Annotated in this window: 17 protein-coding genes and 2 pseudogenes; 8 read left to right on the top strand and 11 right to left on the bottom strand. The window is 43.9% G+C overall.

Annotation, left to right across the window (positions count from 1 at the left end; translation table 11 throughout):
• Window positions 1-32: 32 nt before the first annotated feature.
• The 9 genes from HFV01_RS30890 to ltrA all read right to left on the bottom strand — a co-directional run bounded on the left by HFV01_RS30890 (window position 33) and on the right by ltrA (window position 10,488).
• Window positions 33-167: a hypothetical protein gene (locus HFV01_RS30890; protein WP_006620493.1), complete on the bottom strand. Its 135-nt coding sequence runs from the start codon at window positions 165-167 to the stop codon at window positions 33-35.
• 35 nt (window positions 168-202) lie between these two features.
• Window positions 203-847: a hypothetical protein gene (locus HFV01_RS17635; protein WP_006620492.1), complete on the bottom strand. Its 645-nt coding sequence runs from the start codon at window positions 845-847 to the stop codon at window positions 203-205.
• Window positions 848-908: 61 nt separating this feature from the next.
• Window positions 909-2,873, bottom strand: coding sequence for an RAMP superfamily CRISPR-associated protein (locus HFV01_RS17630; RefSeq protein WP_046320550.1), 1,965 nt, complete (start codon window positions 2,871-2,873; stop codon window positions 909-911).
• A 4-nt stretch (window positions 2,874-2,877) separates the two neighbouring features.
• Entirely contained in the window at window positions 2,878-3,273 is a 396-nt protein-coding gene (locus HFV01_RS17625) for a hypothetical protein (protein ID WP_193520250.1), read from the bottom strand.
• 15 nt (window positions 3,274-3,288) lie between these two features.
• Window positions 3,289-4,077: a type III-B CRISPR module RAMP protein Cmr4 gene (cmr4, locus tag HFV01_RS17620; RefSeq protein WP_046320553.1), complete on the bottom strand. Its 789-nt coding sequence runs from the start codon at window positions 4,075-4,077 to the stop codon at window positions 3,289-3,291.
• A gap of 109 nt (window positions 4,078-4,186) precedes the next feature.
• On the bottom strand, window positions 4,187-4,411 hold the full coding sequence (locus HFV01_RS17615) for an RAMP superfamily CRISPR-associated protein (protein WP_006669913.1): 225 nt from the start codon (window positions 4,409-4,411) through the stop codon (window positions 4,187-4,189).
• Window positions 4,408-5,571 carry a type III-B CRISPR module-associated Cmr3 family protein gene (locus tag HFV01_RS17610; RefSeq protein WP_008049613.1) on the bottom strand — a complete coding sequence of 388 codons (1,164 nt, stop codon included), beginning with the start codon at window positions 5,569-5,571 and terminating at the stop codon, window positions 4,408-4,410. The genes HFV01_RS17615 and HFV01_RS17610 overlap by 4 nt, the downstream gene beginning before the upstream one ends.
• Window positions 5,572-8,529: a type III-B CRISPR-associated protein Cas10/Cmr2 gene (locus tag HFV01_RS17605; RefSeq protein WP_235677588.1), complete on the bottom strand. Its 2,958-nt coding sequence runs from the start codon at window positions 8,527-8,529 to the stop codon at window positions 5,572-5,574. It abuts the gene before it with no gap.
• Window positions 8,530-8,730: 201 nt separating this feature from the next.
• Window positions 8,731-10,488, bottom strand: a complete 1,758-nt coding sequence (gene ltrA, locus HFV01_RS17600) for a group II intron reverse transcriptase/maturase (protein WP_108614978.1) — start codon at window positions 10,486-10,488, stop codon at window positions 8,731-8,733.
• Between the two features lie 355 nt (window positions 10,489-10,843).
• Between ltrA and HFV01_RS17595 the strand changes: the two genes are divergently transcribed.
• Window positions 10,844-11,023: a hypothetical protein gene (locus tag HFV01_RS17595; RefSeq protein ID WP_193521333.1), complete on the top strand. Its 180-nt coding sequence runs from the start codon at window positions 10,844-10,846 to the stop codon at window positions 11,021-11,023.
• Window positions 11,024-11,166: 143 nt separating this feature from the next.
• Here the strand turns inward: HFV01_RS17595 and HFV01_RS17590 are convergent, their stop codons facing one another.
• Complete coding sequence (locus HFV01_RS17590; protein WP_193520249.1) at window positions 11,167-11,436, bottom strand: hypothetical protein; 270 nt, start codon at window positions 11,434-11,436, stop codon at window positions 11,167-11,169.
• A protein-coding gene (locus tag HFV01_RS17585; RefSeq protein ID WP_108614977.1) for an IS1-like element ISAtsp6 family transposase occupies window positions 11,411-12,092 on the bottom strand; the annotation gives its coding sequence in 2 pieces (ribosomal slippage) (window positions 11,411-11,773 and window positions 11,775-12,092; 681 coding nt in all). The genes HFV01_RS17590 and HFV01_RS17585 overlap by 26 nt, the downstream gene beginning before the upstream one ends.
• Before the next feature lies 1 nt (window position 12,093).
• On the opposite strand from HFV01_RS17585, the gene HFV01_RS17580 reads away from it, so the two are divergent.
• From HFV01_RS17580 to HFV01_RS17550, 7 genes and pseudogenes are all read left to right on the top strand, one after another.
• Window positions 12,094-12,519 carry a relaxase/mobilization nuclease domain-containing protein gene (locus tag HFV01_RS17580; protein ID WP_318285785.1) on the top strand — a complete coding sequence of 142 codons (426 nt, stop codon included), beginning with the start codon at window positions 12,094-12,096 and terminating at the stop codon, window positions 12,517-12,519.
• Window positions 12,503-13,378: pseudogene (locus HFV01_RS17575) on the top strand (IS630 family transposase). Before HFV01_RS17580 ends, HFV01_RS17575 begins: the two are co-directional and overlap by 17 nt.
• A 205-nt stretch (window positions 13,379-13,583) precedes the next feature.
• A protein-coding gene (locus tag HFV01_RS17570; RefSeq protein WP_193520248.1) for an IS630 family transposase occupies window positions 13,584-14,461 on the top strand; the annotation gives its coding sequence in 2 pieces (ribosomal slippage) (window positions 13,584-14,366 and window positions 14,369-14,461; 876 coding nt in all).
• A 162-nt stretch (window positions 14,462-14,623) separates the two neighbouring features.
• Window positions 14,624-15,500 (top strand): IS630-like element ISAtsp1 family transposase gene (locus tag HFV01_RS17565; protein ID WP_150105351.1). Its coding sequence is split into 2 segments (ribosomal slippage): window positions 14,624-14,953 and window positions 14,955-15,500, totalling 876 coding nucleotides; the frame shifts between segments, so codons are not numbered across the junction.
• 578 nt (window positions 15,501-16,078) lie between these two features.
• A pseudogene (locus HFV01_RS17560) lies at window positions 16,079-17,021 on the top strand (IS630-like element ISAtsp7 family transposase).
• Window positions 17,022-17,205: 184 nt separating this feature from the next.
• Window positions 17,206-17,478: a hypothetical protein gene (locus HFV01_RS17555; RefSeq protein ID WP_006669907.1), complete on the top strand. Its 273-nt coding sequence runs from the start codon at window positions 17,206-17,208 to the stop codon at window positions 17,476-17,478.
• Complete coding sequence (locus HFV01_RS17550; RefSeq protein WP_006669906.1) at window positions 17,471-17,800, top strand: hypothetical protein; 330 nt, start codon at window positions 17,471-17,473, stop codon at window positions 17,798-17,800. Before HFV01_RS17555 ends, HFV01_RS17550 begins: the two co-directional genes overlap by 8 nt.
• Window positions 17,801-17,811 lie beyond the last annotated feature (11 nt).

Genomic DNA, 17,811 nt, shown 5'->3' with positions numbered 1-17,811 from the left:
TTGCACAAGCATTTCATGGGATTGACGAAAAATTAAACCAGTCCGCGATCGCCATCAGCACCCAAACAGGGAACCATTCCATCCTCACACTTCCACCCAACCTGACGGGTTCCCAGGGTAATAATAAGGGTATCGAGGCGATTAAATTCAACTAAAGTTGTTTTCATAAATGACAAAAATTGAGAATATCAAGATAAAAAAGTTAAGTGTCAGAAACTAGAGAAATTTGAATCAATTTCTTTAAGACTTTGAGAACATCTGACAAATTATTCTGACGATTGTTGATGCCAAACAAATCAGACGTTGCGTATTGCGGGTGTTCAGTTTGAATTAATTTCAGAAATAGAAAACTTCCCCCATTTGTGATTAATCCAAAACTGGGTTGATGAGAATTGGGATTAGCCAGCATATATGCTAAGATTTGAGCAAGTCCGGCTTCGACTGAGAGTTTAGCTTGTTTAGATTCAATAACCATCACCCAAACTTGATTTTTTAAGACTAAAGTATCTATATTTCCCTTGACAATTAATTCAGAATCCTCTGATATTGCGGATATTTCAACACTTTTTTCGGCTCTAATGTTAAATGGAGATTGATAGAAACGACCAATAAATAGTAAGGGAGAAACCACAGTTAAGTTAATCGGTTTTTCTAGTAATGGCGGTTGTTTGATTAAATTTGAATAACCTGCTTTAATTTCTTCTAGGAGTTGAACTTCCCAGTCATTGAGTTCAGGTAAATCAATTCTCCACTCCCAAAAGAAGTTATCATCCTCAATACATTCAAGCTGAAAATGAGTTTCCAACTGTTCTAAAGTAATATCCTTCGGCGCTAAAACTTGAACCATAAGATGTTCTCCCAATTATTTATACTAATTCTATCTTTGGTAGATACTGCAGAAGATTAAACTATTCTTGGAGAGGCCATATTTGCCAATAGCTATTTCTGTTTGTATTGCTTCGGAGGCGGTTTAAATATTCACGGCGGGGGTTTTCTGTTGCTCCAAAAACCGTTACAACTTGATAATCTCCTAAATCGGCAATCCAAACGGGAGAGGGCTTAACATGACCCGAAACTTGACCGCAGAGATTCCCGTCATAGTTAATATTTCCGCGTCTATCTTCTACTTTTAAATCTTGGCTATGCAAAACAGCCAAAACATAAGGTTTTTCAAAATCTTCTTTCCCTGAACAGACGATAATTCTACAATTGCTATCAACTGCTTCCGTCCACTGTTCCCGGCGTACTTGACCAATATTTCGAGGTTGACGGTAATTCATTTGATTTCTGGTAAGCTGAGATAAAGTCTGATAAAATTGCTCTAGCTTTTGCTGAAATTTTCGTTGAAAATCCCGAATATTATCAGGAAGTTCCCAAAGTTGTTCATCACTATCAATATAAAATGTTGAACCTCGATACCAGGGAGCGCGATCGCGATTGTGCCTGGAATAACACGGACGTCTGGCACCCTGACCAATTCCTCCTAAATGAAACATCATCCAAGTGAGAGATTCAAAGAGTTTGTGAATTGGTATATTTTGGTTTGTGGGCGCTTCGGGAGAATAAGATAATATTAACGTTCCGACTTGTTCGCCGCAATCATCATCTTTTCCGTTAAAGTTTGGTCGGGGTTCCCGTTGAGTAACCTTGCCATCTTGAATATCAACTCTAACCCAACCAAATGTTTTAGGATTAATCCCTCCGAATAATTGGGCTTCCCATATTTGAACGGTATCAACATCCAAAACACCTAATGAAAAAGCTCGAAACCAATAACGCAACATTGATTTAAACGCAATTGGGCGCACTTCTGCATCGGCTTGCCCTCTCATTTGCCAATCGTTTCGGCGTTCATTCCAATTCCACTGAGTAAATTTTTGTCGTCCGTGAATGAGTTGACCTTCCAAAGAAAACTCGACTCGCAAAAATTCATTGGAGGAACGACTAGAACCCGCCCGAATTAATTCCCCATAACCCGAATTAACCTGAGAACCTATTCCCGCTTGTAGCCCTGCTGTTAACCACCCTTTTACTTTCTGCAAAATCGTCCGGTCGTCACAGTGGCTTGCCAACTTTAACCCGATTAAAAAGGTGGGTTCTCTCAGAGATAAAAACGGGTTGGGATTGGGATTATATTCGAGTTCGTTATTGTTGTCCCATTTCCAAATATTGTTTGCCATATCCATCTGTAAACCCATTTGATTGGGTAATGGATAAGCATCTAGAAAGATAACTTTTCCACTGCGATGGGGTTTCTCAGCTTCCAAAGAACCAAAGTAAGGTGCTATTTTCTTCTCGGCTTCTTGCCACTCAATCTTATCCCGCTTCATTATTTCTCGAATGGCTTGAGTTCTCGCAACACCTCGCAGGGTTGAAGATGGAATATAGGGCATTCCCAAAGCATCAAAAGCGGGTAACAAAATACTTTCTGGCCCTCGATGTCCACCAACCCGAATTCGCCAGGAACACCTAACCTGAAAACAATTATCTTTTCCTGCTATTAATTTAGTTCTTTCTGTAAGTAGACCGAGACGTTTATTGTAGTTAGCTGAGTCTTCAGCCTTATGCAAAATTTGAGTTTTGGTTCCATCTTTTTGAGGATGATCCGGCGATCGCATCCACCGCAGATATTCAACAAAACTAGCATTATCATCAGGTTCGGGTTCATTCTCTGAGTCTAGCCAGGGAGAGGGCTGCGGAGGGCGATTATCCCCATTACCGCCACCATTTCTCCCCCGGTTTCCGCCACCATTTCCAGGTCTGCGAGGGGCGTTTCCGCCTCTATTGGGTCGGTTTTGTTGAGGATTCGGTCTTGGGGTCGGATTCGGTCTTGAATTTGCTTTATTGGGAGGTTTAGGACGTTCAAATACCATTAGATTATTCCTCTCCTTTAATATCGTGATAAATTGCGTTAGCCCAGAATGCAAATTCTTGAGATAATGCCAAACCTAAACCAGTCAAGCCCAGATATTCTTCTGTTCCGAGATTTTTTAGGGTTTCTAAACCCTGATCACCGATTAAATTTTGAACATCAGACATAGTTTGCAAGCATTGGAAATACTGACGAACAACATCCTTTTTTCCATCTTGACTCAAAGCTTTTTCTTCAGCTTTTAACCGCATCATACCCCAAGTGGAAAGATAGGTATAAAGTTCTACAGCTTGACTTTTTTGTTCTTTGAGACGAGTATCATTTCCATTATATTGCGATCGCAATCCAGACAAAGCATCATAAACGGGTGTTGCAATTGTGCGGGGGTCGAAAACTATCATAATTATTACTCCTGATTATGAATCTAACCACTGTTGAACAAAACCACGACCTAAACTTTCCTGACCTCCAATTTGCAAGAGTTCGTGACTCTCAATTAACTGTTTAAAATCGGATTCAGACTGTTCTGCTGTTCCGTTGGCTTTTGCCGTCAAACCCCAAGGGAAATACATCAGTGTATCGGGAGGAATAGCTTCTTCATAGCGGAAACCACCATCAACAGATTTATGTTGATCGAGTTTAATTTTAACCTGTCGCCACAGACTCATTTGAATCAAAGTTGAACAGTGTTGGTCGGGCAAAATCAAAACCCTTTCAATCATTTGAGTTTGTGTATGTTCGGGCATAAAATGCTCCCAATCACTCCAAGCCCGCAAATGATTCGGTTTGATAATGGCATCTTTTAAGTAAGCAGGTTTATCAGTGTCTAAATTGGTGCTGTAAGCTTCGGGAATCTCTGGTAAACTTTCCTGAAAACGTCCCCAACGCCGCAATAACATCGGAGAACTAATCCAAACAATACCGTGACTCAGAGATGGGACGGGTAGCCAAAGAAGCGAACCATCGCCGATCCAAATATCCCCCTGTTCGAGTGTAGAAGATTCTTCCAAAGTTGTCCCAAAAAGTCGATTTCTTTTGGTTGTGTCTCCCTCACTAGCGCGTATCCGACCCCGAATGCTACTGGATGGAAGATAGGGTAAATTGGTATGAGACTCACGAGCAATTCCGAGTAAGTTTCCCTCTTGAGTAGTGCCGCCCGTATGCAAGGGAGACAGTAAATAAAGGTAAGCGTAATTGTAAGTCATTAGTTTTTATCTTGATAAGAAATCCACAATAATTCTGAATAGCCAAATTGTCGCCAATGATGAACTTTGCCGCTAGTTTCTTGGTCTTTAAACAGGGTTTGCGGTTGGTTCAAGTAATACAAACTTCCGGTTTTTCCTCGTTTAACGTCTGCCAACCAATATAATCTTTCAGCCCGACACTGGCTCGCCACCCTCCGCGTATGGTACTAGAAGGCAAATAGGGCAAATCTGTATGAGTTTCCCGAGCAATACCGACAACATTTCCTTCCTGGGAAGTTCCTCCAGTATGCAAAGGTGATAAAAGGTACAAATAAACAAGATAGCTGTTATTCATCGTCGTCCCCAAAGTAATTTTCCATAATTGAGTTTGCGAAAGGTTTCCCACCAAGGTTTATCTTGAGTGATTGGGAGCAAATGACGGAAAGTTGATTGTAAACGGGTCAATTGAATAGATTTAGAATTGAATAAATACACTGTTCCAGGCGGAGCAAAAGCATATTGGGGTTGCAAGGCAAAGGATTTTTCTTCTAATTCTTCTAACCCGTTTTTTGTGCGAACCTTGCGGCGATTTTTTTTGGCAACTCCGCCCCACCACAATTGGCGATCGCCCACACACCCCAATAAGCAGTCCCGCCAAGCCTGGGGATAAAGACCATAGACCTGTTCTGCCGTTTCTGCAAGTCCAGGGGTGAGGAGGTAGGCAAACAGTCCCGGTTCGAGAACATCCGGTAATGCTTGCTTCCACAGTAAATTCAGGCAGTCTAACCCGTCAGTATCATTTTTAGTAGCTTTCAGCTTGGAAACAATAGCGCGATGTCCTTCCCCACCCAAGCGTACCACAAAAGGTTCATCCGGCAACCCTAGCAACTGCACCCTCGCAACCAAACTCCACCCCGGTTTGAGGCGTGTTGCGACTTCAGTAAAAAAGCCCTCCTCATCCTGAACCTGTCGGGTGCCGTCTTCGATGTGAGTATGGGGGAGAACCTGAATATCCCAGGGGTTATCGGTAAAATTATCAGCAGCAAAATGCGAATTTCCACACAAGTAGGCAGATAAAGCAGAAGCTTTCATCCAGGGTTTGGGTGAACCCGAAACATATTCCTCACCGTTGAGTTCAGGCGGAACCATTGGCGGTAAACTCTCTTGGGAATAACAGACTGACTCCCACGACTCCAGAGTTTCACAAGGCACCAACCGCGTGAGTCGCCGCCAACTTTCTGTTCTTTCGTTGGGCAAATCATCTTTTGTTCGCCGCTTCACCCCGATCAAATCTTTGGGAGTTGGCAACCAAAGGGTATTGTCTCCATCTAATAAAAATACCCCCAAAAATTCGGGATGGGGTTGGGCGGTAGGGGTTGCCGTTCGCAAAGCCTGAAAGACTACACTGGGCATAGGCGGAAACTGTCCTTTAGCCCGTGCGCCTTCCCCTGGACTGAAGGGCTTGGCTTCCCGAAATAGTAGAACATCTAGGGGGTCAATCTTATACCAATCCATCTAAGCCTCCTGATCCTGTCTGTGCCATTGTTGGCGTTGCTGCATTTTATCGAGCCAAAACGCCGAAAAACGCAGAATATTACTTAAGTCCTTAAGGTCAATTCCAATTGGTTTGGGAGTATCGGGGTTTTTCTCCCGGTCGATTAACCATTGAACATGGACTGATCGCGCCCAATCTTCCCAATATCTGAGCCAGAGCAACAGTTTGTCGATATTTTCTTGAACCAAGTCTTTGTCGTCTCGGCGTAAGGCGATCGCTCTGGCGGCTTGAGCAATTAAGTAAGAAGATGGGGTCAAATCCGCATGGCGGGGGAGTTCTTCGGCGAGGCGATAGAGTAGAGAACTCAAGGCTTGATGATGTTCAGTGGTGATCCAATCTCGCCAACCGGCGTATAATTCTCCTTTGATCAGAGCTTCTAGGGTGTTTCCTGAACTGTAGAGAACTCGAAAACATAGGCCGTTTTTGTTGGGAACACTCGATAAACGGAAAATTTCAGACAGGACAAATCGCATCAAAGATAGCGATCGCCATTCCGTCAGTCCCCGCAACAGATCGATGGACATCAGTAGACCACCGGATAATTCTTTAGCCCGGTCGGATTCTGCTTCCCAAAGGGCTTCCAGGGCGACTGGGAGGGGAACACTTTTATCGACGATCACGATACCCAGACTCATCGTTGCCCCGAATCCCATCGTAAACAGCGATCGGTCTGGTAAGCCTTGAAAATCATTTGTATCCGAAGTGGGTCGCCAGTAGCCGCCTTGGGATTGAAATTTCAAGTCTGGATCGCCCGCTTGGGGTTGATAGGGGTCGTCGCCCCCACACCAAGCGGCTCTCAGAGAGAGCAGATAATCGGGTAAATCTTCTAAAGGGAGTACCGTCATCACATCATCTCCGCCACTGTAGACCACGCGACCACAAAACCGCTTTTCGGTAATAAAGGGAACTAAACGGTTAGAGAAGTCTAGCAGGGCGCGGTTTAGACCAACATGAGTGGCGGGTCCCATGCGCTTACGGGTTTTCAGCAGGGAATGTTTATCATCTCTAAAGGCTTTAATGAACTGCCGTTTTTTCTGCTCATACTGGTTTTCATCTAGGTCGGGATAGCGATCGCGATCGATGAAGATTTCGGGGTGAGTTTCTGTTAAATATTGTTGGTAAGAATGGAGTTTTTTACCGGAAACATATTGTCCCATACCGTCCCCATCCCCCAAGACGATTACCCACCAATCCGCCGGGCTACTGTCGCCAAAGCCACATTCGGAGTGAGTTAGGTCTACAATCTTTCGCAACTCGGGTCTCTGTTCTTTTTCTAATCCCATATCTTCGGCAAGCCATTTGCTAGAAAACATCACGCCGTTATAGTATCGCCCCGGTAAATTTTGGCGATTAATACAAATATCGGTTTTAGGGATGTGGAAAGGACGACCCCGAGTTTGAGCCAGAAAATCCTGATATTCTTGACTGGTTTTCCCAAATTGTTGTTTGATATTAATTTGTAATTTCTGCCAATATTGACTGAGTTTACCGTGATTTTGATCTTGTTGCAAATCTTGGTAAGCAAATCGGGCTGAAGCAATAGAACTGAGATTGGGAAAGCGAATTAATTGGCTATAGTCTATTTTTTCATTTTCTAAATTGCTAAAATCAATTCCTAAAGACTCACCCACACCACCATAAACCCAAGCCATGCGCTTCGTTAATTCTAGAGCGTTCAGCATTTCCGAGCCGTCAAATAATCCTGGATAAACTTCTGCTATTAATCGCCAAAATAATCGCATTGATTCAATAGGTAAACCGTATCCTTCCCGGAAGTTTCCAGAATATCGAAATTGAGGATGTAGGGCGCTCAGTTGTCCCGATAATGTAGAACGAACACCCGGAGAAATGGGAATTGCCCAAGTTCTAGTATTTTTAATGGCTTGAATGGCTTGACCGCATCGAGATTGAATTGACCCCCACCAAGTCCCATTATTGAGGGTTGTGTAGAGCATTTTTTCCGCCGTTGTGGGAGGGGGATTGATCACGCGAGTTTGAGCCACTTTTTCTTGTTTTTTGATCCAGTCTTCGCTCAATTGATCGTCATCATTTTTCTCAATCATTAGAGAAGTATTCGGATCACCCAACGGAACAGCCGTCCAGTAGGGTTGCCAAGTTTGGTCAATTTGAGCATTCCATAATCCCCGCCATTCCCAGCAGCTTTTCCGCTTCCAGTTTTCGAGATCATGTCGGTTTTGTTCGTCGTGACCTCCCGACTGGGAAAATTCTTCTAAGATCTTCTCAATCCGCTTATGATTTTGGGGGTTTTGCAGAAATGCGATGGTGCGATCGCGAATTCCTTGTCTAAGTTCGGGTATGGGATGATCGGGGATTCCTTCTCTAATATTTTGGGCGATCGCACTCCATTCAGACCGCAATTTTTCACACAAAGTTTCTCCGAGTTGTTGTGCGGTTTCGGAGCTTCCAACTAAGATGGTTATCGTATTGGGAAAGCCTGCGGTTGCTAGGGTGGTACTCAAACGCTCATTAAAACGAGTCAGGGGGTCTGTTCCATCGGGGCTGAGTTCTTGAAAGCTTTCTCTAAAAATTGGATAGGTTTTGAGTAAGAGTGCGTCGATGATTTCTTGTCCCCAAAGCGAGGGGGTAATCACCGCATCTACACCGTAGGTTTCAGCCACGAACCAACAGAGTTGAGCGCTTAGATAGTGTAGCAAGTATGACCCTGCCCAAAAGTCTAGAAATTTGCGGGAAGCTTTGATAAAGTCCTGAATCGGGGAAAAGGTAAACAGCAGCAAGTAAGGGTATTGAGTGACAATCCCCCGTTCATCAAAGTCTACCGCTCCGGCGATCGCTGAGACTGTGGCACGATAGCTATGAATCGGACAGTCGGGTAAAATGTAGTGTTGAGGGTCGAGTAGAGCGTCCGAATCCTGTTGTCGTCTTAGTTCCGGCATCATACGCCACAACCAATTAAATACGTTTTGGGGGTTTTGTTCCTGTTGAACCCATTGGGGAAAGGCGATTTCTCTGTTGTCTGGAGTTTGAATGGTTTGCTGTTGAGCGCTGATGGGATGTTTAATGAGTAGGGGTCGAGAGTAGAGTCGCCTCTACCCCCTCCCATGCAAAACCGTGCTTGAGACTTTCACCTCACACGGCTCCTAGTCTGATTGTTCCATTGTTAAGGATACAGCGTTGGCGTTGTCTAGTGCCGTCTTATCATCGTGACAGTGGCGGTGCAGTAGTTGAAGATTCTTATATTCATCCTTTCCACCGTGGTTTCTAGGTATAATGTGGTCTACTTCAACTAAGTCTGATGGGGTAAAGTATTGCCTACACCAGGCGCATTTGCCTTTTTGCTTTTTAAGTAGTTTAGCTACTCTTGTCGGCGTATCAATTGCTTGTCCTTTCCTGGTTGCCCAGTAAGTCCAATTTCCGTCGTATGGTGTTGCGTCAGGGCGTATTATGGTATGTCTGACAATTGGAGTCCAATTATGTTTCCATAGATGTAATCCATCCTTAGTCTTGAATAACCAAGATTCATGTCTTTCTTTCCCGTTGCTAAGTTTAACCGTTCCTTTGCGGAAGTAGTTATTTAGCTTTTCGTAGTTTGCCTTTCCGCATCTTGAAACTGTCCATGCCCGTAACATTTGCCAGACTATATAGTCTTGCTTTTTGAAGGTCTTTGTTGAGACGACCCCTGAGTAGTAGTTTGACCATCCCCTTATGATTGGATTTAGTTCGCTAATCAGGGCTGATTGGGGTGCAGTTTTAAGATGTTTTATTGCATCCTTAATCACTTCTGTGTGGGCTTTTACTGCTTTGTTGCTGGGTTTGATGTGAGTTTTGTGACCGATTGGTCGGCTTGCTGCTCCACCAGTTTTTCCAGTCTTATATTTTCCAGCAGGATATTGCCTAATATTGAATCCTAGAAAATCAAATCCGGGTTCTTCAAGTTTTCCATCATATTCAATGGGATTGAGTGTATGACAAATTCGAGTTTTTTCCGGTTTAATCTCTAACCCAATAGGTTTTAACCATTCAGAAATAGCAGTCTTGCACTGTTCAATAATCTCTAGTGATGGTGATATCACTACAAAATCATCGGCATATCTTATTCCGGTGGCTTTAATTTTAACCCCTTTTACTTTTGGATACATTGTTTCAATTAACCTAGCCATCCCATCCAGTGCGATGTTGGCTAGGAGTGGACTTATAACCCCTCCTTGGGGTGTCCCTGCTTCTGTATCCTCAAATATACCGTTATCCAAGACACCCGCTTTGAGCCATGATTTCAGGTCTCTCTTCAGGCTGTTTGGACAATGAATTTTGGACAGTATGTATTCATGGTTTATTCGGTCAAAACATTTCGCTATATCTGCATCCAGTATATAATAACCTCCTTTGTTTATACTTTGAAAGATTCTGGATATTGCATCATGGGCAGACCTTCCAGGTCTGAATCCATAGCTAGTGTCTTCAAATCTCGATTCCCATTCAGGTTCGAGAGCCGATTTAACCAAGGCTTGCCTTGCTCTATCTTGGATGGTGGGTATTCCCAGAGGGCGTTTTTCATCCCTTCCAGGTTTTGGAATCCACACCCGTCGCAGTGGTTTTGCTTTGAGATTTCCTTTGATGTTCTCAACAATTTCAAACCTTTGCCTTGGTGAGCTTGCTCTCATTCCATCGACACCGGCTGTTTTCCTGCCTCGATTATCTTGAGTCACTCGCCGCACTGCTAAGAGTCGGGCATAATATGATTTCACCAATAGACGTTGCAACCTTCGTGCCTTTGCGTCGTGTCCCGATTTAGCTGCTTGATATATTCTCTTTTGGAGCTTGAAAACTTTTCTCTGAACTTTCGCCCAAGGAATTTGTTTCCATACAAACGCACGTCTTGATTGGCTTTGATTTCTCAAAACCTTTCTTTAAACTCGCATTCGCCATAGTAACTCCTACTAGACTCTATTCTTTACAATCAAACCGTGACCCGTTAGCATATCCCTACCATTACAGTTGGGCGTTGGCTTCTGGTCACATCTCACCCCCTAATAGGCTTACGCTTACACTTATCACTACTAACTATCTCGACCAGATAATCAGAGCCTAAAAGGGGTTACAACGTTCCGTTTATATGGGCATTCCATCTTTAGATTTGTCCTCTCCACCGGGGTACTTTTAAAGGTCTGTGTAGGTAGTAAAGATAACCTCCTACTTTTCCCCTTACTCTTTTGAGTGCAGCATATCAACCTATTTTGCTACTAACTAATTACGATGGTTCAAGCCGGACATTCGGTTTTCCCTAATCATGGATGGTTGGCAGTGGTCGCATTTGGTAGTAGGTTCTACTTCACGCCTTCCGTTCCCCGCTTCAATCCCAGGGTTGTGATTCCTGAAACTGGGGGTGGCTATCGCCTTTACTCTCTACTCCCTGATTTCTCAGTTTGTTTATGACCTTGAGTCCCCTGCCTTGCTCAGATTTCTCCAAGCGTCGGGACATATAAACAGTTATGGGATGGTCAGGGATGTGAATCCCTTATATTCCACCAAGGGGTGGAAGTCCCACTAGGAGGCTATTTCGGGCATTGCAACCTTATTTAACTCCTAAACGTCTCGCACATCCGTTCTTTAGTTTGTCGTTCTGTTGAGCTTCCTGGTTCCAAATTGACCCGATCTGAGGAACTGGCGATCGCTTCAAGCTGATGTTGATTTTGTTCCCACCAAAACAGCGCCGCTTGTCCCTCCGAGGTTTTCAAACAATCCAGGCTGTTACAGAGATGGCGATCACCAACTAAAGCACAAAGTTTGCGAAGGAAGACGATATTGCACAGTGAGGAATGATTAAGAGAACCGAGAAAGTTGTCCATGCTTCAAATAATAGATAAGTAAGCGAATTGATTTGTACAACATCTCAGTGGACTTGGAATCACACAAAGTTTTGCGATGTAGCCTGGCTAAATAGTGCCTCAGACGGCAGTTTTCTCCTTCTACTCTTGTCATAGCCGTTTTGCTGACTAGATGATTGCAATCCTCAATTAAGCAAGGATAAACTTTGTATCCGTCCGTAATATATGGAAAACCAGCCCAGCCCTGAATCATTTGCCATAATGTGGTAAAAGTCAGCAATGAGCGGTCGCCTATGACAAACTTCAGAATTCCAGGCAGTTTGGTATTCACAACTGTCCAGACCCAGATGGTTTTTTTTTGAACCCACAAAAGTCTGAGGCTCATCAATTTGAGCTATTTCAGGAATTTCATAGTTTTCCTCATCAATGTGGGTTTCTGCAACTCTAACCCAGTTAAGTATTGTGTTGTGAGAAATACCAGTGACTCTCTCAATGGCTCGAAATCCCATGCCATTGAGGGACATTTTCACACAAAGCTCTTTGACATCAGAACTGTAACCTCCAGGACAGGGATTTTCTCGAAATTGGCGACCACATTCACGGCACAGGTAACTCTGTTTTCCCTGACGATGACCATTTTTGACTACTTTATGGCTTTGGCAATAAGGACAATCCATCTTGATTTATTTGAGAATATCATTTTCTATTATGCAACACCATAACTTGAGTCGAAGTCAATGGTCGCTCCTGTGCAATCGGGTTCTTGACGAGTTGGGTTTGGGCGACCATCAGGCGTTGGTGGGGCTGCACCACGATGTCAAATATCCCGGTTCAGACAAAACTCGCACCCACGCCCATCTGCTGATTAACTTGGTTAACGATGCGGGGAAGTGCTTCGAGTCCAGTTGTCTCCATATTATCAAGTTGTGTCCATATATGGAAACCCCTTATCCTGTGTTGCATTGCGATCGCAGTGCGGATAAGGGTTTGATGATAGTGGGGGCGGTGGGACTTGAACCTGATATAGCACAAGACAGAACACTTAGGACGTATAATGGAGAGGACGAGATGACTAAGAAGACCCAAAATGCCAGCCCCCTATAGTTACGACCTCAGACAAAAAGTTATTGATGCCATTGAACTAGACGGTATGCCCAAAACAGAAGCCAGTCAAGTTTTCCATGTCAGCAGGAACACCATTAATCTCTGGCTGCAAAGAAAAGCACAGACCGGAGACTTCCTCCCTAAACCTCATCACCGACCTGGCAATAACCACAAAATTACCGACTGGCAAAAATTCAAGGCTTTTGCCCAAGAGCATGGCCACAAAACCTCCGCTCAAATGGCTGAACTTTGGGATGACGACATCTCTCCTCGCACCATATCCAGAGCCTTGAAGAAAATTGGCTTCACCAGAAAAAAAACTTACGGCTACCAAGAACGTTGGAAGCAACAGCGAGAGGAGTTTATGGCTCAGATTGAACAGATGGAGCCGGAAGAAGTGGTCTACCTCGATGAAGCCGGCATGAATAGTCAGGACTCGGATTACCCTTATGGTTACTGCGAGGAAGGAAAACGCTTCCATGCACTCAAATCAGGGAAGAGGCAGGGCAGGGTAAGTATGATAGCCGCATGGTGTCATCAATAACTCTTAGCTCCCTTTAGCTTTGAGGGTTGTTGTAATCGGACAGTGTTTGAGTTGTGGTTGGAGTTCATCTTAATTCCAACATTGAAGCCAGGTCAGACTCTAGTATTGGACAATGCAACGTTTCATAAAGGGGGGCGGATTGCTGAACTGGTGGAGGCAGCTCAATGCCGTTTACTCTATCTACCACCTTATTCGCCAGACCTCAACAAGATAGAGAAATGTTGGTCGTGGCTGAAAGCCCGTATTCGCCACTGCATTGAGCAGTTTGATTCTCTCCATGATGCCATGGATTCCGTTCTCAAAGCTGCGTCCTAACCACCTTGACTAATGCTATACATAGCTTATAACCCCTATTCTACCGTTACTTAGGTGTTACTCAAAACCGTAGCAGAGTAACAAGTGAGTAAAAAATGAGTAACGCTACTAATACCCCTACTGTAGGGGGGAAGGGCAACTATAGCACCAGACAGGAAAGTTAGGACGTATAATGGAGAGGACGAGATGACTAAGAAGACCAAAAATGCCAGCCCCCTATAGTTACGACCTCAGACAAAAAGTTATTGATGCAATTGAACTAGACGGTATGCCCAAAACAGAAGCCAGTCAAGTTTTCCATGTCAGCCGGAACACCATTAATCTCTGGCTGCCAAAAAAAGCACAGACCGGAGACTTCCTCCCTAAACCTAATCACCCACCTGGCAATAACCACAAAATTACCGACTGGCATAAATTCAAAGCTTTTGCCCAAGAGCATAGCGACAAAACAGCAGCTCAAATGGCTGAACTTTGGGATGACGACATCTCTCCTCGCACCATATCCAGAGCCTTGAAGAAAATTGGCTTCACCAGAAAAAAAACTTACGGCTACCAAGAACGTGATGAGCAACAGCGAGAGGAGTTTATTGCTCAGATTGAACAGATGGAGCCGGAAGGGTTGGTTTACCTCGATGAAGCTGGCATCAATAGTCAAGACTCGGATTATCCTTATGGTTACTGTGAGCAAGGACAACGCTTCCATGTCCTCAAATCCGGGAAGAGGCAGGGCAGGGTGAGCATGATTGCGGCATGGTGTCATCAACAACTCTTAGCCCCCTTTAGCTTTGAGGGTTGTTGTAATCGGACAGTGTTTGAGTTGTGGTTGGAGTTCATCTTAATTCCAACACTGAAGCCAGGTCAGACTCTAGTGCTAGACAATGCAACGTTTCATAAAGGGGGACGGATTCCTGAGCTAGTGGAGGCGGCTCAATGCCGTTTACTCTATCTACCACCTTATTCGCCAGACCTCAACAAGATAGAGAAAAATGTTGGTCGTGGTTGAAAGCCCGCATTCGCCATTGTATTGAGCAGTTTGATTCTCTCCATGATGCCATGGATTCCGTTCTCAAAGCTGCGTCCTAACCACCTTGACTAATGCTATACGATGAGAGTTACGCTAGATTCTTGAAAGCCTATCAAGACTTTAAAGGGGAATGTCCCAAAGGAGTGACTCTCCAGTTATAGCACAAGACAGAAAACTTAGGACGTATAATGGAGAGGACGAGATGACTAAGAAGACCAAAAATGCCAGCCTCCTATAGTTACGACCTCAGACAAAAAGTTATTGATGCCATTGAACTAGACGGTATGCCCAAAACAGAAGCCAGTCAAGTTTTCCATGTCAGCAGGAACACCATTAATCTCTGGCTGCAAAGAAAAGCACAGACCGGAGACTTCCTCCCTAAACCTCATCACCGACCTGGCAATAACCACAAAATTACCGACTGGCAAAAATTCAAGGCTTTTGCCCAAGAGCATGGCGACAAAACCTCCGCTCAAATGGCTGAACTTTGGGATGACGACATCTCTCCTCGCACCATATCCAGAGCCTTGAAGAAAATTGGCTTCACCAGAAAAAAAAACTTACGGCTACCAAGAACGTTGGAAGCAACAGCGAGAGGAGTTTATGGCTCAGATTGAACAGATGGAGCCGGAAGAAGTGGTCTACCTCGATGAAGCCGGCATGAATAGTCAGGACTCGGATTACCCTTATGGTTACTGCGAGGAAGGAAAACGCTTCCATGCACTCAAATCAGGGAAGAGGCAGGGCAGGGTAAGTATGATAGCCGCATGGTGTCATCAACAACTCTTAGCTCCCTTTAGCTTTGAGGGTTGTTGTAATCGGACAGTGTTTGAGTTGTGGTTGGAGTTCATCTTAATTCCAACATTGAAGCCAGGTCAGACTCTAGTATTGGACAATGCAACGTTTCATAAAGGGGGGCGGATTGCTGAACTGGTGGAGGCAGCTCAATGCCGTTTACTCTATCTACCACCTTATTCGCCAGACCTCAACAAGATAGAGAAATGTTGGTCGTGGCTGAAAGCCCGCATTCGCCACTGCATTGAGCAGTTTGATTCTCTCCATGATGCCATGGATTCCGTTCTCAAAGCTGCGTCCTAACCACCTTGACTAATGCTATAATTCCCCAAGCTATCAATGTACAAAGATATCAGACCGCCTTTCCGTGGACTAGACCTATAGGTAAGCCTATGTGCGATCGCCTATCCGGTTATCTATGGGTCTGATTCATAATCCTCGGTGAGGGGAAACTATGGGCTATCATCTACCGACTCCAACCCGATACCCCTAAACAACTTTTCAACTGGTGACAATTACCGAGATGGGAATCGATACCCACATAATCCTCAGCAAGTCTCCAATCTTTGATGGTAATCATCCCGTGCGGAAACCGATACCAACATAATCAGTTCACCCCCAAAACCTTAGCCGTAAGTTGTAGGTAAAGCTATCTGTTAGGGGTAAAGTAGTTCTGGGTATTATGTGGACATTATAGGGTGAGCATTCATATAATCTAATTCTCATAATGAGTTCTCATAATGAGAGTAAAAAAATATGCAGACACCCCCTACAGTCAGAAACCATAGGGGGCAATTTAAGTTACAGCCTTTACACAAAACACAAAACACAAAGTACAGTATAATGTATGGCTATTGTATAAGTTATCACAACCAACTACCATGAGCCGTTACTCTTTAGATTTTCGGAAAAAGATAGTAGAAGCCTATGAAAAAGGAGACACTTCTATCCGAAAAGTAGCGAAACGCTTTTTGGTGAGTCCAGACACGGTAAGGCGACTGGTCAAACAGTATCGATTAACGGGAGACTTATCTCCTCGTAAGTGTGGCACTAAAAAGAAAAGCATTTGATCTAAGCATGAGGAAGCCGTGATAGATATTGTAGAAGCCCACCCCGACCTGACCTTATGGCAATATAGTGATAAGCTCAGAGACAAGCTGGGCATAAATGTCAGTACGACCATGATAGATAGATTTTTAAAGCAGCACGATATAAGTCTCAAAAAAAACATACAGGAGCGAAAAAGTAGTAACAGAAGAAGTACAGAAAGCGCGAGTAGATTATTGGTAAAGAATTAGAGATGTGGCTCCTGAAAAGCTTGTGTTTATTGATGAAAGTGGGTTATGGGTAGGGATGAGCAGACCGTTAGCCAGAGCGACGAAAGGGAAAAAAGTCTATGAACTGCGGAAATCCTATCGAGGTCAAAAAATGACAATAATTGGTGCAATTAAGCTCTCCGGAGTGGTAGCGACTCAAACATTAGAAGGGTCAATGAAAAAAGAGGATTTTCTCCAATTCATCAAGTTAGATTTATTGCCAAAATTAAAAAAAGGAGATGTAGTGGTAATGGATAACTGAAATTCTCATCATCGAGAAGAAGTCAAAGAAATGATAGAGTCAGTAGGAGCCAGGGTAGAATATCTGCCGGTGTATTCCCCTGAGTTTAACCCGATAGAGATGATGTGGTCACAGCTCAAAAGTTTAGTGTGCAAGTTCAGGACGGAGACCATGGAATTATTAGTGAGATTGGTAGAAGTGGCGGTAAGCCTTGTGGATTTACAGTGTTTTAATAACTGGTTTACCAAGTGTTGTTACTGTGCTTAATGATTGAAATAAAGGCTGTACTAGATGATTGCGAAAAAGAATTAACCATTACTGAACTCAAAAGACAATTGCTGATTAAAGAACTGAATTACACAAAACACTTAATGGATAAAGTCCAATAAATATCCGTCCGCCATGACGGTAAACTACGGCAAACAACACACTAAGAGGATAAAACCATATCATGAACGAAGAACAAGCAAGGTTGATGGTTATCGCGGAATTAGCACGTGATATTTACACCCAAATGATGTCACGAGATATCCCCTACTCTAACCAAGATATCAGGGTGAAATTAGCCGAAATCGCCCATAACGCCGCTGTTGATTTTATGGCGGTACAAGAAAAGTGGGTATCGTCTCAAGAGACAGTTATTCAGCCAGCATCATTTATGCCCGACTTTAGTGGCAATGGTTACAGTAGCGATATCTTTATGGGGGGTGACTTCAATGCCTAAGTTATTGCCAGTAATCAGCCTACATACTGGAAATTTCAGCAATTTCCTACAGGGCCCCGGTGGAACTTGTGTAGAACTAGATACGCCCGAGTGGTTTGACTACCTGAGAAAAAACAAGTCATTTTCGGTTGAGTTAAACGGCAAAAGGTTTACAGCTTGCAAAAAAACATCTATCAACGGTTTCGCGTACTGGAACCTAAAGGGCTGGGACGGTAAAATCAACCACCATATCTATATCGGAAAATCTGACCAGACTACCAATGAAAAGATTCAACAGGCTGCTATAGCTATGTTTTATCGGTGCAACCCCAAACTGGCGTAAACCCTAACACC

This window comes from Limnospira fusiformis SAG 85.79 (assembly GCF_012516315.1).
Lineage (GTDB): Bacteria > Cyanobacteriota > Cyanobacteriia > Cyanobacteriales > Microcoleaceae > Limnospira > Limnospira fusiformis.
The sequence above is the reverse complement of the archived record's forward strand: the minus strand, read 5'-3'. Positions and strand labels throughout refer to the sequence as shown.

What these genes read in the sequence shown, in the direction of transcription:
- HFV01_RS17635 (WP_006620492.1), bottom strand. Translation starts at nt 847, where the DNA reads ATGGTTCAAGTTTTAGCGCCGAAGGATATTACTTTAGAACAGTTGGAA.
- HFV01_RS17615 (WP_006669913.1), bottom strand. Translation starts at nt 4,411, where the DNA reads ATGAATAACAGCTATCTTGTTTATTTGTACCTTTTATCACCTTTGCAT.
- HFV01_RS17630 (WP_046320550.1), bottom strand. Translation starts at nt 2,873, where the DNA reads ATGGTATTTGAACGTCCTAAACCTCCCAATAAAGCAAATTCAAGACCG.
- HFV01_RS30890 (WP_006620493.1), bottom strand. Translation starts at nt 167, where the DNA reads ATGAAAACAACTTTAGTTGAATTTAATCGCCTCGATACCCTTATTATT.
- HFV01_RS17550 (WP_006669906.1), top strand. Translation starts at nt 17,471, where the DNA reads ATGCCTAAGTTATTGCCAGTAATCAGCCTACATACTGGAAATTTCAGC.
- HFV01_RS17610 (WP_008049613.1), bottom strand. Translation starts at nt 5,571, where the DNA reads ATGGATTGGTATAAGATTGACCCCCTAGATGTTCTACTATTTCGGGAA.
- HFV01_RS17555 (WP_006669907.1), top strand. Translation starts at nt 17,206, where the DNA reads ATGAACGAAGAACAAGCAAGGTTGATGGTTATCGCGGAATTAGCACGT.
- HFV01_RS17605 (WP_235677588.1), bottom strand. Translation starts at nt 8,529, where the DNA reads ATGATGCCGGAACTAAGACGACAACAGGATTCGGACGCTCTACTCGAC.
- cmr4 (WP_046320553.1), bottom strand. Translation starts at nt 4,077, where the DNA reads ATGACTTACAATTACGCTTACCTTTATTTACTGTCTCCCTTGCATACG.
- HFV01_RS17590 (WP_193520249.1), bottom strand. Translation starts at nt 11,436, where the DNA reads ATGGACAACTTTCTCGGTTCTCTTAATCATTCCTCACTGTGCAATATC.
- HFV01_RS17595 (WP_193521333.1), top strand. Translation starts at nt 10,844, where the DNA reads ATGGTTCAAGCCGGACATTCGGTTTTCCCTAATCATGGATGGTTGGCA.
- HFV01_RS17625 (WP_193520250.1), bottom strand. Translation starts at nt 3,273, where the DNA reads ATGATAGTTTTCGACCCCCGCACAATTGCAACACCCGTTTATGATGCT.